Origin of the sequence: Mycolicibacterium austroafricanum (genome assembly GCF_000612725.1) — a bacterium.
GTDB lineage: Bacteria > Actinomycetota > Actinomycetes > Mycobacteriales > Mycobacteriaceae > Mycobacterium > Mycobacterium austroafricanum.
The window spans coordinates 460,209-480,006 of sequence record NZ_HG964453.1 but is presented as its reverse complement, the minus strand read 5'-3'; the positions used below and the strand labels follow the sequence as shown (position 1 = coordinate 480,006).

At 66.3% G+C, this 19,798-nt stretch carries 19 protein-coding genes; 7 read left to right on the top strand and 12 right to left on the bottom strand.

The genetic code is table 11. The features are described from left to right. Positions 1 to 39: 39 nt before the first annotated feature. Positions 40 to 1,305 (bottom strand): hypothetical protein, encoded by a 1,266-nt coding sequence (locus tag BN976_RS16055; protein WP_036371933.1) that lies wholly within the window; start codon positions 1,303 to 1,305, stop codon positions 40 to 42. Between the two features lie 534 nt (positions 1,306 to 1,839). Next, on the bottom strand, positions 1,840 to 3,039 hold the full coding sequence (locus BN976_RS16050) for a LuxR C-terminal-related transcriptional regulator (RefSeq protein WP_011781130.1): 1,200 nt from the start codon (positions 3,037 to 3,039) through the stop codon (positions 1,840 to 1,842). Positions 3,040 to 3,174: 135 nt separating this feature from the next. On the opposite strand from BN976_RS16050, the gene BN976_RS16045 reads away from it, so the two are divergent. The 3 genes from BN976_RS16045 to BN976_RS16035 are packed head-to-tail and all read left to right on the top strand — an operon-like array spanning position 3,175 to position 5,011. After that, complete coding sequence (locus tag BN976_RS16045; protein WP_036372331.1) at positions 3,175 to 4,410, top strand: cytochrome P450; 1,236 nt, start codon at positions 3,175 to 3,177, stop codon at positions 4,408 to 4,410. After that, complete coding sequence (locus tag BN976_RS16040; RefSeq protein ID WP_011781132.1) at positions 4,407 to 4,820, top strand: nuclear transport factor 2 family protein; 414 nt, start codon at positions 4,407 to 4,409, stop codon at positions 4,818 to 4,820. The genes BN976_RS16045 and BN976_RS16040 overlap by 4 nt, the downstream gene beginning before the upstream one ends. After that, positions 4,817 to 5,011: a ferredoxin gene (locus BN976_RS16035; protein WP_011781133.1), complete on the top strand. Its 195-nt coding sequence runs from the start codon at positions 4,817 to 4,819 to the stop codon at positions 5,009 to 5,011. The genes BN976_RS16040 and BN976_RS16035 overlap by 4 nt, the downstream gene beginning before the upstream one ends. 10 nt (positions 5,012 to 5,021) lie before the next feature. On the opposite strand, the gene BN976_RS16030 is transcribed toward BN976_RS16035, so the two are convergent. The 9 genes from BN976_RS16030 to BN976_RS15990 all read right to left on the bottom strand — a co-directional run bounded on the left by BN976_RS16030 (position 5,022) and on the right by BN976_RS15990 (position 15,857). Further along, the gene (locus BN976_RS16030) at positions 5,022 to 6,461 is read right to left on the bottom strand and encodes an MCE family protein (protein ID WP_036371929.1); all 1,440 of its coding nucleotides are present in this window, start codon (positions 6,459 to 6,461) and stop codon (positions 5,022 to 5,024) included. Next, entirely contained in the window at positions 6,462 to 7,604 is a 1,143-nt protein-coding gene (locus BN976_RS16025) for an MCE family protein (RefSeq protein ID WP_036371927.1), read from the bottom strand. Then, complete coding sequence (locus BN976_RS16020) at positions 7,601 to 8,866, bottom strand: MCE family protein (protein WP_036371924.1); 1,266 nt, start codon at positions 8,864 to 8,866, stop codon at positions 7,601 to 7,603. Before BN976_RS16020 ends, BN976_RS16025 begins: the two co-directional genes overlap by 4 nt. Beyond that, on the bottom strand, positions 8,863 to 10,095 hold the full coding sequence (locus BN976_RS16015) for an MCE family protein (RefSeq protein ID WP_011781137.1): 1,233 nt from the start codon (positions 10,093 to 10,095) through the stop codon (positions 8,863 to 8,865). Before BN976_RS16015 ends, BN976_RS16020 begins: the two co-directional genes overlap by 4 nt. Beyond that, positions 10,092 to 11,120, bottom strand: coding sequence for an MCE family protein (locus BN976_RS16010; RefSeq protein ID WP_011781138.1), 1,029 nt, complete (start codon positions 11,118 to 11,120; stop codon positions 10,092 to 10,094). The genes BN976_RS16015 and BN976_RS16010 overlap by 4 nt, the downstream gene beginning before the upstream one ends. Before the next feature lie 31 nt (positions 11,121 to 11,151). Continuing rightward, entirely contained in the window at positions 11,152 to 12,546 is a 1,395-nt protein-coding gene (locus BN976_RS16005; protein WP_036371922.1) for an MCE family protein, read from the bottom strand. Between the two features lie 2 nt (positions 12,547 to 12,548). After that, positions 12,549 to 13,403 (bottom strand): ABC transporter permease, encoded by an 855-nt coding sequence (locus BN976_RS16000; protein WP_011781140.1) that lies wholly within the window; start codon positions 13,401 to 13,403, stop codon positions 12,549 to 12,551. Between the two features lie 9 nt (positions 13,404 to 13,412). Beyond that, on the bottom strand, positions 13,413 to 14,186 hold the full coding sequence (locus BN976_RS15995; RefSeq protein ID WP_011781141.1) for an MlaE family ABC transporter permease: 774 nt from the start codon (positions 14,184 to 14,186) through the stop codon (positions 13,413 to 13,415). A 477-nt stretch (positions 14,187 to 14,663) separates the two neighbouring features. Beyond that, positions 14,664 to 15,857: a TetR/AcrR family transcriptional regulator gene (locus BN976_RS15990; protein WP_051558440.1), complete on the bottom strand. Its 1,194-nt coding sequence runs from the start codon at positions 15,855 to 15,857 to the stop codon at positions 14,664 to 14,666. 138 nt (positions 15,858 to 15,995) lie between these two features. Between BN976_RS15990 and BN976_RS15985 the strand changes: the two genes are divergently transcribed. From BN976_RS15985 to BN976_RS15970, 4 genes are read left to right on the top strand one after another with little or no spacing between them, the layout of a single operon-like run. Beyond that, positions 15,996 to 17,180 (top strand): lipid-transfer protein, encoded by a 1,185-nt coding sequence (locus tag BN976_RS15985; RefSeq protein ID WP_036371921.1) that lies wholly within the window; start codon positions 15,996 to 15,998, stop codon positions 17,178 to 17,180. A 2-nt stretch (positions 17,181 to 17,182) separates the two neighbouring features. After that, positions 17,183 to 17,641, top strand: a complete 459-nt coding sequence (locus BN976_RS15980) for a MaoC family dehydratase N-terminal domain-containing protein (protein ID WP_036371918.1) — start codon at positions 17,183 to 17,185, stop codon at positions 17,639 to 17,641. Next, on the top strand, positions 17,638 to 18,048 hold the full coding sequence (locus BN976_RS15975) for a MaoC family dehydratase (protein ID WP_036371916.1): 411 nt from the start codon (positions 17,638 to 17,640) through the stop codon (positions 18,046 to 18,048). The genes BN976_RS15980 and BN976_RS15975 overlap by 4 nt, the downstream gene beginning before the upstream one ends. An 18-nt stretch (positions 18,049 to 18,066) precedes the next feature. Beyond that, complete coding sequence (locus BN976_RS15970) at positions 18,067 to 18,897, top strand: SDR family NAD(P)-dependent oxidoreductase (RefSeq protein ID WP_036371914.1); 831 nt, start codon at positions 18,067 to 18,069, stop codon at positions 18,895 to 18,897. Here the strand turns inward: BN976_RS15970 and BN976_RS15965 are convergent. Next, positions 18,894 to 19,697, bottom strand: a complete 804-nt coding sequence (locus BN976_RS15965) for an enoyl-CoA hydratase/isomerase family protein (protein ID WP_051558439.1) — start codon at positions 19,695 to 19,697, stop codon at positions 18,894 to 18,896. The two genes, BN976_RS15970 and BN976_RS15965, sit on opposite strands and share 4 nt — an antisense overlap. Positions 19,698 to 19,798: the final 101 nt, after the last annotated feature.

Sequence of the window (19,798 nt, the reverse complement as noted above, 5' to 3'; positions counted from 1 at the left end):
CCCCCGCACCACACGCGCGGGGGCCTGCGCTGACCTGTACTACGCGGCGGATGAATCCGTCGAGTCGGCGTCACCGGCCGAGGTGTCGCTCGGCGTGCCCTCGTCCGCACCGGCATCGTCGGCCTCGGTGTCATCCGATGTCGGCGCGTCGTCTCCGTCGGCCGCCTCGTCAACCACCGGCTCGCCGTCGGTGACTTCGGCGTCGCCCTGAACCGCACCGTCTTCCGCAGAAGTGTCAGCACGCTCTTCGGCCGGCGCTTCCTCAACCGGCGCTTCCTCAGCCGGCGCCGTCGGCGTCTCTTCCGGCTCCGCCGCAGGGACCTCCGTGGCCGAGTCGACTTCGGTTGTCGCCGAATCCGTTTCGGTGACCGAAACCGTGACGGCCGCTGCGGGCTCGCTGATGGGCGAAGACACCTCGCCGAGAGCACCTGCCACCCTCGCCGGGGCGTCCTCGGCGCCGAGCGCCGCCGCGACCGCGCGCGGGACCGTCACCAGAAGCGTCTGGAGCAGGCCTGCACTGAACGGATCGTCGCTGACGGTCAGAATCCCGGCGAAGAAGTTCCCTCCCTCGTCGGTGAATCCGTTGAGGGCCGCTCCGACGAGCTTGGCGGGGACGTTGATCACCGTCGTGATCGCATCGAGGACGTCGCCGGAGCCGAGAGCCTCGACGAAGTCCTGCACCGACGCGCCCAGAGCGCTGAAAGGGCCGAGGATGGGGCCCAACGCGGCCGTGATCAGCGGTACCGCTGTCGTCGGATTGAGCAGCGCGGCGACCGCGTCGGTGAAGTTCTGCGCCATCTTCACCGGGACCTCCAGGAGGCCGGACATCAGCAGGGGCAATCCGGCACCGACGATGATGGGTCCGGTGATCACCGTGGAGGCAAGGGTGGTGAAGGCCGCGCCGATGTCGCCCGCCTTGAACTGTGCGACCGCATCTCGGATGCCGGCCTGCAGACCGAAAGGATTGTCTGGCGAGGCGTACTCCACCAGGCCGTCGATGATCCCCTTGCCGGCCTCGCCGATGGTCTGGAGATAGCCGAACTGGTTCCGCAGGATCTGGTTCAGGACGGGAAACGGGTCCGAGAGGAGGTCCTCGCCCAGACCACCGATGTTGTTGATCGCTCCGGCGAACACTTCCGTCCACAGAGCAATCGGATTCGGCTGTGCGGTGAGCTGGACCGCCATCGACGAGACGGCCGGAACCGAGATGTCCGGTAACGACGGATGGACAGGAGTGAGTGCGATAGCACCCGCCCCCACCAAAGCGACACCGGTTGCCAGGGGCGATCTGACTGCAACGTGCATCAATGCTCCTTCGTTGTGACACGACTAACTGAACGGCGAGTAATTTACTCACGAGTAACTTGACATGTTTGCGGTTTTCGTAAAGAAATTTCACGCAGCACGCGTAGGCGTCCAGCGCAGCAAAGTGTTTGCGAGCCAGCGTCTCGATCCGCTTACCCGCAGGTCACACTCCGGTAGTTCACAACGGCAAAGATTTGCGGACCGGAGATGCGGCGCCGTTCTGGCACAAACGTCTCACCGGCCGTTCCACCGCAGACTCCTGGTCATATCGACGTTGCCGCAGGTGGTATAGACCATTGCCCTCTTCCGTGGACAGGCGCTCAGAGCGCTTTGCTGGACGGGAGGCCACACACCGGAGCCGGTTCGGCAACGATTTCTGATCTTGATGCCGGCGGTGTCGGCCTACCGCTCCGCTGTAGTCGGCAAATCTGATGGCGGCGACCATCGATTCGGGACACGCCGATCGACGTGGCGACGCGGCGGCTCCGCGCCGCGGACCTCTGCCAGGCCTGCCGCGCGGCGGGGTGTCACCGTCTAACCGTCGACGGCGGGTGCGATGGCCAGTCGCACGTAGGCCGACGCCGCCTCGGCGCGGTTGGTGGCGTGCAGTTTCCGCAGAACCCGCTTGACATGGGACTTGACCGTGCCCGCCGAGATCACGAGTTCGTCGGCGATCTGCTGGTTGGTGCGCCCGGCGGCCATCAGGCGCAGCACCTCGACCTCACGGCGCGTCAGCATGCCCAGAACCCGAGTGTGGACCTCGGCCAGCGACTGCGCGGCAGCGCTGCGTTCGACTGGTTCGATCTTGCGCAGATCCAGATCGGCGTCCTGCAACGCGCGCGCCGCCTCGTCGGCCGATGCCAGGGCGCGCCGCACCTCGGCGTGCTGGCGCCGCATCCGCTCGAGAAGAACGGTGCGCTCGTAGGCGTAGCCGAAACCCTCGGCGAATGCCCACACGGTGTCGCGGTCGATCTCGTCGACCCTGCGCCCCGAGTAGAGCCGGTCGGCGTGCAGGAAGCCGATCACCTTGCCGGTCGGCATCACCGGTGCCGCAACATACGAGTGAGTCATCGAGAAGTCGACAATCGGCCTGTTGACGCGCGGATCGTTACGGGCGTCGTGCACGATCGCGGGCGAGCGACGGCGGATCATCTGGGTTTCAAGAAGCATGTGGTCCAACGGCGGAGCCACCGACTGCGCGAACGCGACCATCTTCTCTGCGCCCGCCCGGTCGTCGCCGAAGTACGCCGACTCCATGACCATCCGCCCTTCGTGGACACGAAAGAGCACCGCGCGGTCGAAGCCACACGATTCGACCAGTTCCCGCGGGGCGCGGTCGACGATCATCGCGACATCGTCGACCGCCCGCAGCTTGCTGAGCCCCTCCTGCACCTGCAAAAGCGCGAAGGTGCGTCTGCGCGCACCGTCCTCGATCAGGTCGCGTTCCAGCGATGCAAGGTCGAGCGCCGCGTCGAGTGCGTTGAGTGCCTCGTCGTCGCCGAGCGCCTCGAGCGCGTTGCGGACAATGCTCACCTTCGCGTCGACCGCTTCGCCCACGACCGCCATCGGGTCGTCGGTCGGGTCGACGTCGCAATCCCGGAACGTCTCGTGGTACCGGCGCGCCGCGTCGGACTCCACGGCTGGCCGCGACGACCACCCCGGGTGGTCTCCGTCGGCGAGGGCACCGATCTCCGGAATGCCGGGGCTGTCCGCGATGTCACCGATAGCAGTCACGGTGACAACTGTCCTCCCGCCGGAGGCCCGCCGCGGTGGATTACGTCAACAGAACGCAATTCACCTCGTACGGGGGCATGAGTCCTCTCCAACGGGGGATCGATTTGCTGCGCGGGCTGAAACAGGCTGATGACCATGTCATCGACCACTGCTTCGGCTCTCGAACTCCTGACCACGGCGTCCGGCATCGCCGATCCGTACCCGTTGTACAACCAACTCCGGCGCCTGTCCCCCGTTGCGGGCTACCGTGACTGGCCGCCGGGAACCATTCCCGGTGCCGACGAACCCGTGACCGCATGGGCGCTGTTCCGATACGACCAGGTCTTCGAAGCCGCCCGGGACAGCGCGACGTTCTCCTCCCGAGATCCATTGCAGGAAGCGTCGTCGGCGCCGAGCCTGATGCTCGTCAACACCGATCCGCCCAAGCACGAGATCGAACGCAAACTCGTCAGCCAGGCGTTCTCCCCGCGGCGGGTCAAACGCCTCGAGGGTTGGCTCGGCGAACTGGTGCCTCGCCTACTCGAGGATCTCGGCAGTGGCGAGGTCGACGTGATGGAATTCGCCGCCGAGGTCCCGACCCGCGCGATGGTGCGACTTCTCGGGTTGCCCGACGGTGACCACGTCCGGTTCAAGCGGTGGGCCAACGCGTTCATGCTGTCGTCGTCGCTGACACCGGACGAACGCATCGCGAGCAACGACGAGATGGTGGCAGCATTCGCGGGCCGGCTCACCGAGCACACAGCCCGGTTGGCCGAACAGGCGCCGACCGACGACGTCGAAGACGCCGAGGATCTCATCTCGGCGCTGCTGCGTGCCGAGGTCGGTGGCCAGCGACTCACTCCGGAGGAGATCGTGCGGTTCTGCGTCACGTTGGTGGTGGCAGGCAGTGAGACTACGACGTTCCTGATCGGGAACTTGTTGCACGCCATGGCACGCGACCCGGAGACCACCGCGCGGATGCGCGCTGATCGCGCGCTGCTCAACGTCTTCGTCGAGGAGACCATGCGACTCGACGGACCGCCGCAGCGACTCTTCCGCATTGCGACCCGCGATGTCGAGGTCGGGGGCAAGCTGATTCGCAAGGGCGAGTGGGTGGCGCTGTTCTTCGGTTCGGCCAATCGCGACCCCGACGTGTTCGCCGACCCCAACGTGCTGGATCTCGACCGGCCCAATATCCGCCAGCAGCTGTCGATGGGGCACGGTCTGCATTTCTGCCTCGGCGCCTCACTGGCCCGCCTTGAGGTGATGGCCGTGCTGAATGCGGTGCTCGACCGGTATCGCACGATCGCACTGACCGACGACCCCGGCACCAAACAGACCGCGAGCCTGCTGACCCACGCCTACGTCCGCCTCCCGCTGCATCTGTCATGACCGCCGCCACCAACGAGTTGCGCAATATCGAAGCGACGAAAGCCATTTACGCCGCGGTACCGGCGGGCGACCTCCAGACCGCCCTGGATCTGCTCGATCCGGACATCCGGATCACCTACTACGGCGTCGACGAGATCCCCTATGCCGGTGACTACCGCGGCATCGACGAAGCCGTGACGTTCTTCACCAGAGTCGGGCAGGCGATCGCCATCACCGAGATGGAGGCGTGGCAGTTCATCGCGCAGGGCGACGAGCTGGCGACGTGGGGCCGTCAGCGGTTCCGGCGGCTCGAGACGGGCCATGAATGGGAATCGGAGTTCGCGCACATCATCACGATGCGCGACGGGCGTTGGCTGCATTTCCGGGACTTCATGAATTCGGCTCTCACGCTGCAGGCGTTCACCCGTTGAGGGTCGCAGGCGACCGCGAGATCTGCATGGCCGCCGGGGTCTGCGTGATGACCGCCGACGCCGTCTTCGACCAGGACGACGACGGCATCGTGGTGCTTATCGCCGAACAGGTGCCCGCCGGCAGCGAGAGCGTCGCCCGCAACGCGGTGCGGATGTGCCCGTCGGGCGCGCTTCGCATCATTGCGGATTGACACGCAGCGGTCAGCTCCCCGGCGGCAGCAGCATCGTCTGCCAGGTCTGGCCCGCCGGCGCGCCCTGGGCCAGGTCTGCCTGGGTGTACGAGCGACCGTCGGGCCCGATGTAACTACCGGTCGCCGGGTCGTATTCGGCGGCGGCCAGCGCCGGCGGGGCAACTTGCGGTCCGGCTGCCGGCGGCAACTGCGGGACGGGCTGACCCGACGACGTGGCGTTCGGATCGCCCTTCCAGTTGAATCCGTCGTTGAGCGGTACGTAGATTTCGTCGCTCTCGCAGATGGCGACCGTGGGAGCACGTTTCCCCGGTCTGGTCGCACACGGGATGTTGTGTGCCCCGCGGACATTGAGCGGTGAATCCTGCGGAACCCGGCAATACAGGTCGCCGGGCGGACGCTCGGGCGCATCCTCGAAGACCGGCGAGCGTTGCTGCTGTGCCGGCAGGAACCCGGTGGTGCAGGGCGGGGGCAGGTTGATGTTCAGGTTGAAGCTCAGATACTGACCCTTGTAGTCCTGTTTGGTGTGCAGGTTCGCCACCAGGCCGGCCTGCTCCGCCGACACGACGGCGGGGAACAGCACAAGGAGCTGTTCGATGTTGTCGTGGTAGGTCACCGCAACCTGACCCACGCTCACCAGGTTGGCCAGCACGATGGGCAGGGTTGGTTTCACCCGGTCGACCAGTTGCCGCACGGCATCGGCCGACTCGCCCCCGTCGTCGATGACGCGGGCGAGGGTCTGGTCCTGCGTCTGCAGCTGCGTGGTCACCGTCGCCACCTGTGCCGCCCAGGCTTGAATCGCCTCCGAGGTGCGCGTCTGCGAATCCAGGACGGGCTGCGACTGGTCGATCAGCGTGATCAGGGGATCGAGGTGTCTGCGCGCCTCGATCGCGAGTTTCGTTGAGCTGTCGACGATCCGAGACAGCTCAGGGCCGAGACCACCCACGGCCGCATAGGACTCCTCGACTACCGTCTGGAGGTTGTCGCGCGGTATCGCCTGCAGGCCCACGTTCGCATCGGCCAGCAGGGTGTTGACGTTCGGCGGCACCGATGTGTCGGCCGGCGTGATGACGTCACCGTCCCGCAGCGGCCGGGCATCGCCGCTGCGCGGCAACAGCGCAACGTACTGCTCGCCGATCGCCGACTGGCTGTGTACCTCGGCCCGCAGATCGGACGGAACGTCGATGCCCGACTTCAGCGAAAGCACCGCGTCCACACCCCCCGGGGTCAGCCGCACGGCTTCGACGCGGCCCACCTCGGTGCCCCGGTAGGTGACGTTCCCTCCGCTGTAGAGGCCACCGGCCTGCGGCAGCTGCACGGTCACCGTGTAGCGCCCGACGCCGAAGAGCTTGGCCGGGAGCTTCATGAAGTGCACGCCCATGACGCCCATCGCCATCAGGGCGATCACTGCGAAGAGCGCGAGCTGGATCTTCATCCGCCTGTCGAGTCGCATCTACGGCCCCTGATCCCAGCGGTAGGGCACCGTCAAGGGGTTGGCCCGGGTGTAGGGGCTGGGGAACTGGCCGATCGTGCGCCCCCACTGCAGTTCCAGCTCGGTCAGGTCGCCCTCCCAACGGGTTCCGGTGAACATGCCCGCATCGATGCGGCTGAGCGTGAGGTCGGCGATCGCCGTCAGGTTCGCGTAATCACCGCGCTGCCATTTCTCGATCGTTTCGTTCGGGAACGGGAAGGTCGGGATGAGAGAGAGCGCCCGGGTCATACTCGGACCTGCATCGGCAAGCGACGCCAGCACGGGTCCGACATCGTTGAGCTCCTTGACCAGGTTGTCCTTCGTCTTGTTGACCGTGTCGACCGTGAGCGCGCTGAACTTGCCGAACTGGTCGGCGGTCTCGATGAGGTTCTGTCGCTCCCCGTCGAGCACGGCCAGGGCGTCGGGAATGGTCTGCAGGGCGTGGTCGAGCACCGGCCGTTGGGCGGCGAATTGTCCCACCAGATTGTTGAGGCTCTCGGTGGCGGCGATGATGTCACCGGTCTGGTCGTTGACGTTGCGCGCGAAGGTCTCCAACTGACCGATCAAGCTGCGCACGTCATGTTCCCGGCCGTCGAAGGCGGTGGAGAACGCCTCGGTGATGTCCTGCACCTGACCGAGCCCGCCCCCGTTGAGGACCATCGACAGCGCCGCCAGGGTCTGCTCTGTGCTCGGGAACGCACCTCCACTCGACAGCGGGATGAGCGAGCCGTCGTGTAGTCGCCCCACCGGCGCGGCCCCGGCGGGCGGCGACAACTCGATGTGTAATGACCCCAGGATGCTGGTCAGACCGATTGTGACCGTCGAGTTTTCGGGCAGGTTCACATCGGCGTTGAGGCGCATCGTCAGCAATGCGTGCCAGCCCTGGCGCTCGACCTTGGTCACCGTGCCGACGTTGACATCGCCGACACGGACCCGGGAATTCGGCTGGATGTTGTTGACGTCGGGCAGTTGCGCCTGTATCACGAACGAGCCGGGGCCGCCGCCCTCGGTGCCCGGCATCGGCAGCGAGTTCAAACCTTGCCAGTCGGCGCAACCGGACATCCCCATCACGACGGCAATCGTCGCGGCGCTCAACATGATCCGGCGCCGCCACGTTCGACTCATGACACACCTCCGCCCGCGGGCACCATCATTCCCTGCAGGCCGGCGTCCGGGTCGACCGCGACTGCTTGCGGTTGATCGGCGGGCGGGACGAAGTCGGGCCGTAGCCAGTCCTCGCTGTAGGTGACCTCGTTGGGCCTGGCTTGTGTTCCCACCAGGAGGTTCTCGCCGATCGGGGGGAAGTTGTACTGCCGGTTCTTGACGATGGGCGCAAGGTACTGCGCACACAGCTTCGCCGACTGCTCGGCGCCGTGCCGGGAGGCGGCCTGGATCGCACCGCAGATGAAGCTGATGGGGTTGGCGAAGTTGTTCACGGCGAGCGCGCCCGTCAGTGAGCCGTTGGCCGGCTCGAAGATGTTGTGGAAGTTCGCCACCGTCCCCGGGGCGATATGCAGCGTCTGTTTGAGATCGTCGAGGCTGTCGACCAGCGCGGTGCTGACGGAGGCAAGCGTGTCCGTGGCGGTGCCGATCGCTTCTCTGTTGTCGTCCGCGAACTCCTTGACGTCACCGATGACCCCGCCCAGATCCTGCACTGTGCGCGCGACCTTCTGTGGATCGTCGGCAATCAGCGACGTCACCGCCGCCATGTTCTGGTTGAGCTGCTCCAGGAGGTCGGCGCTGTCGTGCAGCGCCGACACCAGTGTCGACAGATTGGTGAAGGTGGTGAAGATGTCGTCGCTGTGATCCCCCAGTATCGCGAGGGCCTGGGACAGTTTGACGACGGTCTGGCGGATGTTCGCCCCCTGCCCTCGCAGGTTGTCGGCGGTGGTGTTGATGAACGCGCCAAGGGTGCTGACGCCCCCTGGCTCGGTCGGCCGAAGGAGTTTCGTCAAGCGCTGCAGTTGAACTCGCACGTCGTCCCATTCCACCGGAACGGCGGTGCGCTCCTGCCCGACGACCGTGCCGGTCGGCATCACCGGTCCCCCGGTGTAGGCGGGTGTCAGCTGGATCGCCCGACCCGTCACCAGCTGGGGGGACAAGATCACTGCCTTGGCATCGGCCGGGACGGGGTATCTGCGGTCCACCCAGAACGTGATCCTGGCCCGCGTGGGTTCCGGACGGATACTGTCGACCCGGCCCACGGGCACGCCGAGGATGCGTACGTCGTCGCCGGCGAAAAGCCCGTTGCTGTTCTCGAAATATGCTGTCACCCAGATTCTTTCGACATGGTCTGCGGCCCGGGCCGCGACCAGGAACCCGGCTGCCAGGGTGAGCACCAGCACAGCGGCCAGCGCGCCACGTGCTCGGCGCAGTCTCGCGCTCATCGTGGTCCCACCGGTTGGAGCGCCGGTGGTCCCGGCGGAGGACCGCCAGGCGCAGGCGCGGGCAACGGCTCGCGATACGGATAGCGCGGGTCGCCCGGCTTGCCGGTGATGGCGTCCGGCAGGTTCAGGTGCGGCTCGCCGCCCTGTCCGGTGCGGGGGTAGGGCACCGGCAGAGCGGGCGTGCCCGGCTGACCGGTCTGCGGGTCGGTCAGCTGCGACGGCGGCAACACATTCGGGTCCAGCCCCAGGTCGGAGAAGGCGGCATCCACGAACGGTTGGACGAACTGACCGGGCAGCAGGTTGGCCACGTACGCCTTGAAGAACGGCCCGGACGACAGCGACTCCCCCAGCGACATCGCGTACTTGTTGAGCAGTTTGACCGCCTCCTGGAGTCGCTCCTTGCGGTTGTCGACGATCGCCAGCACCCCGTTGAGCTTGTCCAGCGCCGGCCGCAGCTGTTGGCGGTTCTCGGCGATGAAACCCTTCAGCTGTTGTGCCGCAGCGGAAATGTTCACCCAGATCTGGTTGACCGCGTCGCTCTGCGTCCGCAACTGTGCAAGCAACGCGTTGGTGTCGGAGATGAGGCGGGCGACCTGATCGCTGCGGTGGGCCAGGACGCCGGTCGCCTTGGCCGCGTCGTCGAGTAGTTTGCGAAGCTGGGCATCGCGTTCGTTGAGGGTCTGGGCGAATCGCGCCACGCCCTGCACGGCGTCTCTCAGTTCCTCGGGAGTGTGGGCGAAGGCCTCCGAAACCGTGGACAGCGAGTCCGACAGTTGATCGGTGTCCAGCCCGCTGATGGTGTCCGCGAGATCGCCAAGCGCGTCGGGCAGTTGATAGGGCGACACCGTCCGGCTCATCGGGATCGGACCGTCGAGCCGCCCGCCGCCATGCGGTATCACCGCGAGCATCTTGGTTCCCAGCAGGCTCTTCGTCTTGATCCCGGCCTCTGTCAGCTCGCCCATCGTGATGTTCTTGTCGACGGTGAAGCGCACAAGCACCGCAGCACCGTCGAGTTCGATGTCCGACACCCTGCCCGCTGGGTAGCCGGATACCTCCACGGTGGCGCCGGTGAAGAGCCCACCCGCGTCGGCGAAGTAGGCAGAGTAGGAGTTGACCTGGTTGACCAGCGGGAGGTTCTGGTACTGCAGCGCGCCGACGACGACGGCGGAGACGGCGGCAGCGCCGACGATCCCGATCGCCAACGGGCTGCGCTCAGCGAACGATTTCATTTCGGTGCACACCTGCCCGAGTCCTGCCCGGCGATCTTCACGTACACCGGTTGACCACCTTTGCCGTTGAGCTTGAGCACGAGCTCGCAGAGGTAGAAGCTGAAGAAGTCGCCGTACATCCCCTGGCGTCCCAGCGCGCGGTACTTGTCCGGCAGTGTGTTGAGCAGGTTGTCGAGATAGACGTGGTCGGCCACGGCGATCCCGGCACTGCGGTCCGTCTCGTGCACCACTGTGGAGAACGGCTCGCGGGACTGGGCCAGAAGGTCTGCGACCGATCCCGCGGCAGCGTCGATGTAGGCCAGGCTGTTCGAGATGTCGACGCGGCGCTCGGCGAGCCCGTGCACCAGTTCCGACAGTGACGTCACCGCGAGGTCGAGGCGATCGGTCTGACCGCCCAGCGAGCCGAGCACCACATTGAGGTTGTCGACGACCTGACCGATCAGCATGTCCCGGTCGGCCAGAGTGTTGGTCACCGCCGCCGCCTGCTCGAGGAAGGAGCCGATGGTGGCGCCTTGGCCTTGAAGTGCCGAAATCAACTGGCCGCTCAGTGCATTCACCTGGTCCGCGTCGAGGGCCCGGAACAACGGCCGGAAGCCGCCGATAACCGAATCCAGGTCGAGAGCGGGCTGCGTTCGCGTCACCGGGATCGTCCCGCCGGCCGGCAGTGCGCGAAGCCCCCCGGCCCCTTCCTCCAGCGCCAGGTACCGCCCACCGATGACGTTGTCGTAGCGGATCGCCGCGCGGGTCCCATCGGTGACGACGACTGATTCGTCGGCGGAGAACTCGACGCGGACCGTGGAGTCGGCCTTGAACGAGATGTCCTCGATGTTGCCCACCTCGACCCCGGCGATCCGCACGAGGTCGTCACTCTTGAGTCCGGACACGTTGTCGAACTCGGCGAAATAGGTTCTGCCGTCGCCGAATCGGAACTGAGCGAACACCGTCAACAGCGCGAACGTCGCCAACGCACACACCGACAGGAAAACCAGCAGGCGCCACGCCGCGCCCTTGAAGTCGTCCTTCACGGTGCTGTCTCCTGTGGTCGGTGTGGTCGTGTCACGGGGCGGGTGCTGTGGGTGGCGCGGGTGGCGCGGGTGGCGCGAGCGCGGCGGGTGGCGCGGGTGGGGCGGGGGCCACTCCTGGGAACAGCGGTACACCGCCCGGGCCGTAGAGAGGTGCTCCGTAGGGCGGCGCCCCCGGGTATGGGATGGGCCCCGGCGCAGGACCGGGCAGGCACTGCCTGATACTCGGTGGCTCCGGATTCGCACGAGTCACCGGGAAGTAGTTCGCCCAACAGGGATGGCCGATACCGGGATTCGGCCGGATGTCCACCCCCCTGCCCCATCCGGTGTTCGTGATGAGCTGGCGGACCGGGAAGTTCTTGGTGGCGTCGGGCAGCGATCCGCACCCGGGCCGGCCGCCGGGACCGCCCTTTGCGGCGATGACGGGCAGGTTTTCGGGATACTTGTAGGGGTCGTTGCCGAACAGAAGGCCGACGTCGAGTTCGATCGAGCGTCCGTTGCGCCCACCCCAGACATCGAAACCCCCGTTGTCGAGGAACCAGGTCGTCCCCTGCAGCCAGCAGGTGTACACCGGGCTGTACTTGTGCAGCAGGCCGGTCGTCGGTTCGAGCGTGCTGACCAGTCCGACTAGGCTGTCTTTGCTGGACCCAAGCAGCTCGGTTCCTGACCGCGTCAGACCAATTGTGTTGAGCAGCAGCGCATCCAATTCGTCGGCGTGGTCGACCACGGTGGCGCTGGTCGTGCTCGCACCGTCCAGGATCGTGATGATGTCGGAGGCGACGGTGGCGTAGGTGTCGTTGAAGTCCTTGAACGAGCGCCAGTCCTGCCGGATCGTCTCGTTGCGTTCGTTGAGCGCGGTGAGGACCACGTTCAGGTCGGTGGCAGCCTGTCCCATCCGCTCGCCTTTGCCCCGAACCCCGTCTGCCACAGCGGTCAGCACCGCGTTGAGCTTCGCCGGGTCGATCATCTGCAGGAGCTCGGACAGGTTCTCGAAGATGGTGTTGACCTCGGTGCTGACGTTGGTGGACCGCAACACCGCACCGGCGGCAAGCCGGTCCGGGCTCGGGTCGGCCGGATACACGAGGTCGACGAACTTCGCACCGAAGGCGGTGGTGGCCTGGATCTGTGCCTGCACATTGGCCGGAATGAACTGGATCTGGTCGGGGTAGATGGCCAGTTCCAGTCTGGCTGGGCCGTCGCCGCCGCTGATGTTCTTGACCCGTCCGACCTCGACGCCGCGCAGTTTGACCTTGGCGCCGGTCTCCATCACCAGCCCGGACCGGTCCGACGTCAAAGAGACCGGCACATAGGCGCGGAACCTACCGTTGTAGACCCCGGCCGTGACCACGAGGAAGACAGCGACCATCACCAGAAGGATCGCGGTCCACCAGGCGTTGTGGATACGGGGTCCACCCGGGCGCGGCTGCACGGTCAACCCGCGAGGTTGAAGTTGCCGGACTGGCCGTAGACGGCCAGCGAGATCATCACGATCTCCACCGACGCGACGACCATCGAGGTACGAACTGCCCGTCCCACCGCCTCGCCGACGCCGGCGGGGCCACCCGAGGCCGTGAAGCCGTAGTAGGTGTGCACGAGCATGATGACCACCGTCATGGCCACGCACTGAAAGAACGACCAGATGAGGTCGGTGGGGCTCAGGAACGTGCCGAAGTAGTGGTCGTAAACGCCCGACCCCTGTCCGTAGATCACCGTCGTACCGAAACGGGCGGCCAGGAAGGCCATCATCACCGCTACGCAGTAGAGCGGGATCACCACGATCACGCCGGCCAGAACGCGGGTGGCGGCAAGGTAGGTGACGCTGCGGATGCCGATCACCTCCAAGGCGTCGATCTCCTCGTTGATCCGCATCGCACCCAGCTGGGCAGTCGCCGCGGCGCCGATCGTGGCGGACAATGCCACCGAGGTGGTCCCCGGTACGATCAACCGCACGTTGAAGAACGCCGAGGCGAACCCGGTGAGGGCCTCGAATCCCACCGACGCCAACTGGTTGTATCCCTGCACCGCAACCAGGGCGCCCGTCGTCATGGTCAGGAAGCCCACGATCGCAACGGTGCCGCCGACCACGACCAGCGCTCCGCTGCCGAGACCCATCTGGGCGATCAACCGCAACAACTCGGTCCGATAGTGCACGACCGCGTCCGGAACCGCGGCCAGTGTCTCGGCGTAGAAGCGCATCTGGGCGCCGATGCGGTTCCACCCCGCGGCGAAGTCGTCGACAAGAATGTGCAGCCGTCCCAACGGCTTGCTCGGCGCGCTGGCGCTCATCCGGTCACCTCACGACACCGTGAACTGAATACCGACCGCGGTCACGATCACGTTGATCGCGAAGAGCACCATGAAGGTGAAGACCACTGTCTCGTTGACGGCGTTGCCCACCCCGGCGGGACCGCCTCCGACGTAGACGCCCTTGTAACAGGCGATCAGGCCGGCTGCCGCCCCGAAAAGGGTTGCCTTGATCAGTGATACGACGACATCGCCTGCGCCGGTGAGCAGCGTCAAGCCCGAGATGAACGCTCCCGCGGAAACGTGCTGGACGTAGACGCAGAACAAGAATGCGCCGGCCAGTCCGACGATGATCACCGACGCGGACAGGGCCAGGGCGACGGTGGTGGCCGCAAGCACCCGGGGCACCACCAACGCCTGCACAGGGTTGATGCCCATCACCCGCAGTGCGTCGAGTTCGTCACGGATCGTGCGCGCTCCCAGGTCGGCGCACATTGCCGTCGCACCGGCACCGGAGACGACGAGCACCGTCACAATCGGCCCGATCTGATTGACCGTGCCGATCGCCGCACCCGTTCCCGAGAAGTCCGACGCGCCAAACTCATTGAGCAGGATGTTGAACGTGAAGACCAGGAGCACCGAGTAGGGCATGGTCAGCATCAGCGCCGGGAGGACGGAAACGCGCGCAACGAACCAGGTCTGAATGACGTATTCGCGAAAGGCGAATGGCCGTTGGAACATCAATATGAAGGTGTCCAGCGACATTGCGAAGAAGCCGCCGAGTGCGCGGACGGGCTTGGTCGCGGGGTGCGATGCGATCAGCATGCCGCAACCCACACGACACCGAGGCGATCTCGCCGGGCGGAATCGTTCACGCTGGCCCTCCCGACAGTCGAAGTGGACGGTTGACGTTGGGTAGAGTACGCGGCGCATTGCGCTGATGTCTATAACCAATAACTGGCTTTCTGTGCATCTGAACCGTAAACACCGATTACATCCATGCTTTACGCTTATTCAAGTATCTAGCTGATACCACCACTCGGACATCCACTGGCGTCAGGAGGGCCGACGGTGCCGCACGCCGTCAACTCACCGGAGTGCAGGGCCAGACGCTTCGCGGCGAAGGTGCTCGTCATGCTCACTAGCCTCTGCCAGCCGTCACAGCAAAGCGACCCCCCGTTTGGGAGGACTACTGCCCCCTTAAGAGGGGAATTGCCGATCTGCGATGCCGGTACCGGCCGGGCGCAGGAATCGTGGCCGTCGCCGGGGCCGCTGCCCGCAACCCCGCCCTCTCCGCCCCCGCTATGCCGAACTGGCCGGTGGGACGGCGAGAAGGTGCCGGCCCATCTCCGCCACCGCGCCGGCCGTCGCACGAGTCGCCTGCAAATGCGGCACCCGCGCAACGAGATTGACGAGGCTCAGCACGGCCTGGACCTGAAGTCGCGCGGCAGAGCGCGCACGGTCCGGGTGGCACTGCCTCAACAGGTGAACCCACTCTTCGACGTAATCGCGTTGCGCGGTCAGCGCGGCGTCACGATGCGGCTCGGGCAGATTGCGCACCTCGGTCACCAGCAGATCCACCAGGGCCGGATGCGTGAGTGCGAATTCCACATACGAGGCGACCAGCCCCGACAACGCGTCCTGCGCTGAGTCCGAGGCGGCCAAGCCGTCCGATGCCTGCATGTACAGGTATGCCGCGCCCCGGTTCAGCGCGGTGACGAGCAGATCCATCTTGGTGTCGAAGTGGTTGTAGACACTCGGCCCCGCCATTCCCAGAGATGCTGCAACGTCTTCGATCCCCACGCTGGCGTAGCGGCGCTCGGCGAATAGCCGGATAGCCTCTTGCAGCAATGCTTCTCGGCGTGACCGCGGAAGCAGCCCGGTCCGCTCCCGCCGACGGCGTTCGATGGTGTAACCGACCGGCGCCTCAGCGGTGAGGATCCCGCCGATCAGCTGGGCCAGCAGCCGCGCCTGCTCTCTGTCGGACAGGTCCGACTGCGAGAAGGCCGGACTGAGGACGATGCCCACGACCGACCACGCCATCAGGTCTGCGGCATCCTTGTCGAGATCCGGCCGCAGGACCGCGAGGAGTGCGGCGATCCGGCCGATGAGATGCCGGACCGCGACCCGCAACCGCGCCTGGGCACCCGCTGCCAGATGCCGCGCCTCCCGCCCCAGCAGGATCCCCGTGTAGCGGTTCGATACGGCCACCTCCGCTGCCCGCAGCAGCGAAAGATCGAAGTCCTCGAGGTCGACCGAGTCCACCAGCGCCGTCGCCGAGCCCAGGCAACCGGCGACCACGAAGTCCAGCAACTCCTGCTTGCCCGCGAAGTGGCGGTACAGCGCGGAGGGACCTACGGCCACGGCCTCGGCGATGTCCCCCATGCCGACGTGTTCGTATCCGCGTGTGCAGAACAACTCGGTGGCGGCGGCGCCGATCAGTTCCCGGCGATTGGACGGCCTGGTGCCCCGTTCCGGGCGGGCAACGCTCGTCACGCCTTCAGCCCCTTCCTCCGCCGCGCCGTGCGACCGCGATACCCGACAGCCTATCGCCCGGTCACCCCGGATCCGTGTTGCCACCGCCAGCACCCAGCGTCTAGCCTAAGTGAATAGTCAATAGCATTGGAGGGCTCTATGACACGTCGTACGATAGTCGCAGGCGTCGGGATGATTCCCTTCACCACACCCAGCAGGACCGAGCCATATACCGTTATGGCACCCGCTTCCGTGCGCGAGGCCCTGCGCGACGCGGGCATCGATTACACGGCCGTGCAGCAGGCTTATGTCGGGTATGTGTACGGCGACTCGACTTCTGGCCAGGCCGCACTGTACGACGTCGGGCTCACCGCCATCCCGATCGTCAACGTCAACAACAACTGCTCGACGGGTTCCAGCGCGCTGTGGCTGGCGCGTCAGGCAATCGAGTCCGGCGCAGCCGACTGCGTGCTGGCACTGGGTTTCGAGCAGATGCAGCGTGGCGCGCTCGGGTCGAAGTGGCCGGACCGGCCCAGCCCGTTCGAGCGCTTCGACGAAGCCACCCGAGCCCTGCAGGGGTGGGACGACATCGCGCCGATGGCGGCCCAGTACTTCGGTGGTGCCGGTCGGCAGTACGCCGAAACCTACGGCACCCAGCCCGAGACGTTCGCCCGGATCTCGGTCAAGGCGCGAGCGCACGCGAAGAACAATCCCTATGCGGTCTTCCGCGATGAGGTGACCCTCGATGAGGTTCTCGGCTCCCCAGCGGTCTACGGCCCGCTCACCCGGCTCCAGTGCTGCCCGCCGACCTGTGGGGCTGCAGCGGCGGTGTTGGTCAGCGAGGAGTTCGCACGCAGGCACGGACTGCGTGTCGAGGTGGCGATCAAGGCTCAGGCCATGACCACCGATGGCCCGACGACCTTCTCCGGCGACATGATCAAGGTCGTCGGCTATGACATGGCCAAAGCGGCCGCAGACCGGGTGTATGAGGACTCGGGCGTGGCACCCGAGGATATTCGCGTCGTCGAACTGCACGACTGCTTCACCGCCAACGAGTTGATCACCTACGAAGGACTGGGGCTGACCCCGGCCGGCACCGCCGAGAAGTTCATCCTCGACGGCGACAACACCTACGGCGGACGGGTGGTCACCAACCCGTCGGGCGGGCTGCTGTCCAAGGGGCATCCGCTGGGCGCCACGGGACTCGCCCAGTGCGCCGAGTTGGTGTGGCAGCTGCGAGGTCATGCCCAGGCACGCCAGGTCGAGGGCGTCACCGTTGCGCTGCAACACAACATCGGACTCGGCGGCGCGGCCGTGGTCACTCTCTACGAGAAGGTGAGCTGAACATGCCGCTGGACCCGACGGTGGTCGGCACCGAACTGCCGACTGCAACGATGACCGTCGACCGGGGCCGACTGCGCTTCTTCGCCAAGGCGATCGGCGAGACCGACCCGAAATACACCGACGTGGCGGCAGCCCGCGCCGCCGGCCATCCGGATCTGCCGGTTCCCCCGACGTTCCTGTTCTCCATCGAGCTCGAGGCGCCCGACCCGTTCTCCTACCTGTCGGCGCTGGGTGTCGATCTGCGCCGCGTGTTGCACGGTGAGCAGAGCTTCGTCTACCACGCGATGGCCTATCCGGGTGACGAATTGCTCGCCACTCCTCGCATCTCCGACGTCTACACCAAGAAGGCCGGCGCGCTGGACTTCATCGCCAAGGACACCAGGATCACCCGCGCGGACGGGACGGTGATCGCGGACCTGCAGTCGCTGATCGTCATTCAGAACCCAGGTGGCACAGCATGATCGGCATCGACTCCGTCGCAGTGGGCGACGAGCTGCCCCCGCTGCAGGCGCCCGACGTCTCGCGGCTGACCTTGGCGCTGTTCGCCGGTGCGTCCGGCGATCACAATCCGATGCACGTCGACCTCGACGAAGCCAGATCAGCAGGTCTGCCCGACGTGTTCGCGCACGGGATGCTGTCCATGGCCTACCTCGGGCGGCTGATCACCGACTGGGTGCCGCAGGAGAGGCTCCGGACGTTCCGGGTGCGATTCGCCGCCATCACACCGGTGCACGCCCGGCCCACCTGCACCGGCCGGGTCACCGATATCGGCGTCGTCGACGGCGAGCGGCGCGCCACCGTCGAGATCGTCGTCACCCTGGCCGACGGCACGATCACACTGTCCGGCGATGCCGTCGTCGGCCTGTAGCGAAAGGTACTGTGGAATATGAAAACTCTGATTGGCAAGTGCGCCGTCGTCTCCGGCTCGGGACGCGGCATCGGCCGAGAGATCGCCCTCAAACTCGCCGCCGAGGGCGCGTCGGTGGTGGTCAACGACCTCGACGCCGAACCCGCCCGTGAGACCGTCGCGGCCATCGAAGCCGCCGGCGGCAAAGCGGTTGCCTGCGTCGGCAGCGTCACCGATTCCGACTTCGGTGAGCGGTTCGTCCAGACCGCGATGGACTCGTTCGGCGGCCTCGACATCATCGTCAACAACGCCGGCTACACCTGGGATTCGGTGATCCAGAAGATGACCGACGAGCAGTGGGACGCGATCCTCGACGTCCACCTCAAGGCGCCCTTTCACATCTTGCGCGCCGCGCAGCCGGTGATCAGCGGACTTGTCAAGCGCGCCCAGGAATCCGGCGATCCGGTCGGGTGCCGCAAGGTGGTCAACATCTCCTCGCTCGCCGGGGTGGGCGGCAACGCCGGGCAGGCGAACTATGCCGCGGCCAAGGCCGGTGTCATCGGGCTCACCAAGGCGCTGGCCAAGGAGTGGGGTCGCTACAACGTCACCGTCAACAGCGTGGCCTTCGGGTTGATCAAGACCAGACTGACCGAGACGCCGGCCGACCGTCAGGGGACCATCGACGTGGCAGGCCGGGAGATCAAGGTCGGGGTCAACCCAGGACTGCTCTCAGCCATGGAGCAGATGATCCCCCTCGGCCGTTCCGGCACGCCCGCCGAGGCGGCCGGCGCGGTGTATCTGCTGTGCACCCCGGAGTCGGACTACATCAGCGCCCAAACAGTGGTCTGCGGTGGCGGATTCAACTTCTAAGGACTGACGGGCGGCCGATGACCGGGCCCGGCCTTGCCGGCGACCTGGGCGACCCATCCCGCGGCGACGTCCATGAAGTCGGGGTGATTGAACAGCTCGGCCTGGGCGCGCGCCTCGATCACCCCGACGGCGGTGTCGAAATCGGCGGCTGCGGCGCTGCGCATGGTCCGTTTCACCGATCGGACCGTCCGGCCCGGCGCCCTCGCGACCTCGGTCGCCAGCCGCACGGTGTGGGCCAACACATCGTCGACCACCGCCGAGACCGCGCCGATCGCCGAAGCCTCGTCCGCATCGATGATCCTGGCAGTCGTCAACAGCTCCAGCGCGCGGTCACGGCCGATAGCCTGTGGCAAGGTCTTGGAGAGGCCGTAATCGGGCCCGAGGCCCATCCGGGCGAATGTGGCACCGAACCGCGCCGACGCCGCGGCGACGCGGATGTCGCAGGCCATCGCCAGACCCCAACCCGCCCCGGCCGCGGGACCGTTCACCGCCGCGATGGTCAGCTGCGGAAGGTGGTACAGCGTCTGGACCGGTCGGCTGACATGCTTCATCAACTCGAACGTCGAATCCGACTCGGCCAGCACAGACAAGATGCCGAAATCGGCCCCCGAGCAGAACCCGCGACCGGCGCCGGTCAGGACCACCACATGGACGTCATCCTGACCGGCGAGGGCCTGCAGGCTGACCTGCAGTTCGTCCATCAACCCGCGGTCGAGGGCGTTGAGCGTCTCCGGGCGATTGAGCATGACGACCGCCACGTGGTCGACGGGTCGGGTGGTGACAACCAGTGCATCGGACACGCCGTCACAGTAATGGACGCTGAGCCATTGAACTACTTGCTTTTCACTTATAACCGCTTAAGCTGTTGTAAGCAGGCTTTTTGTAACGGTCATATTATTGA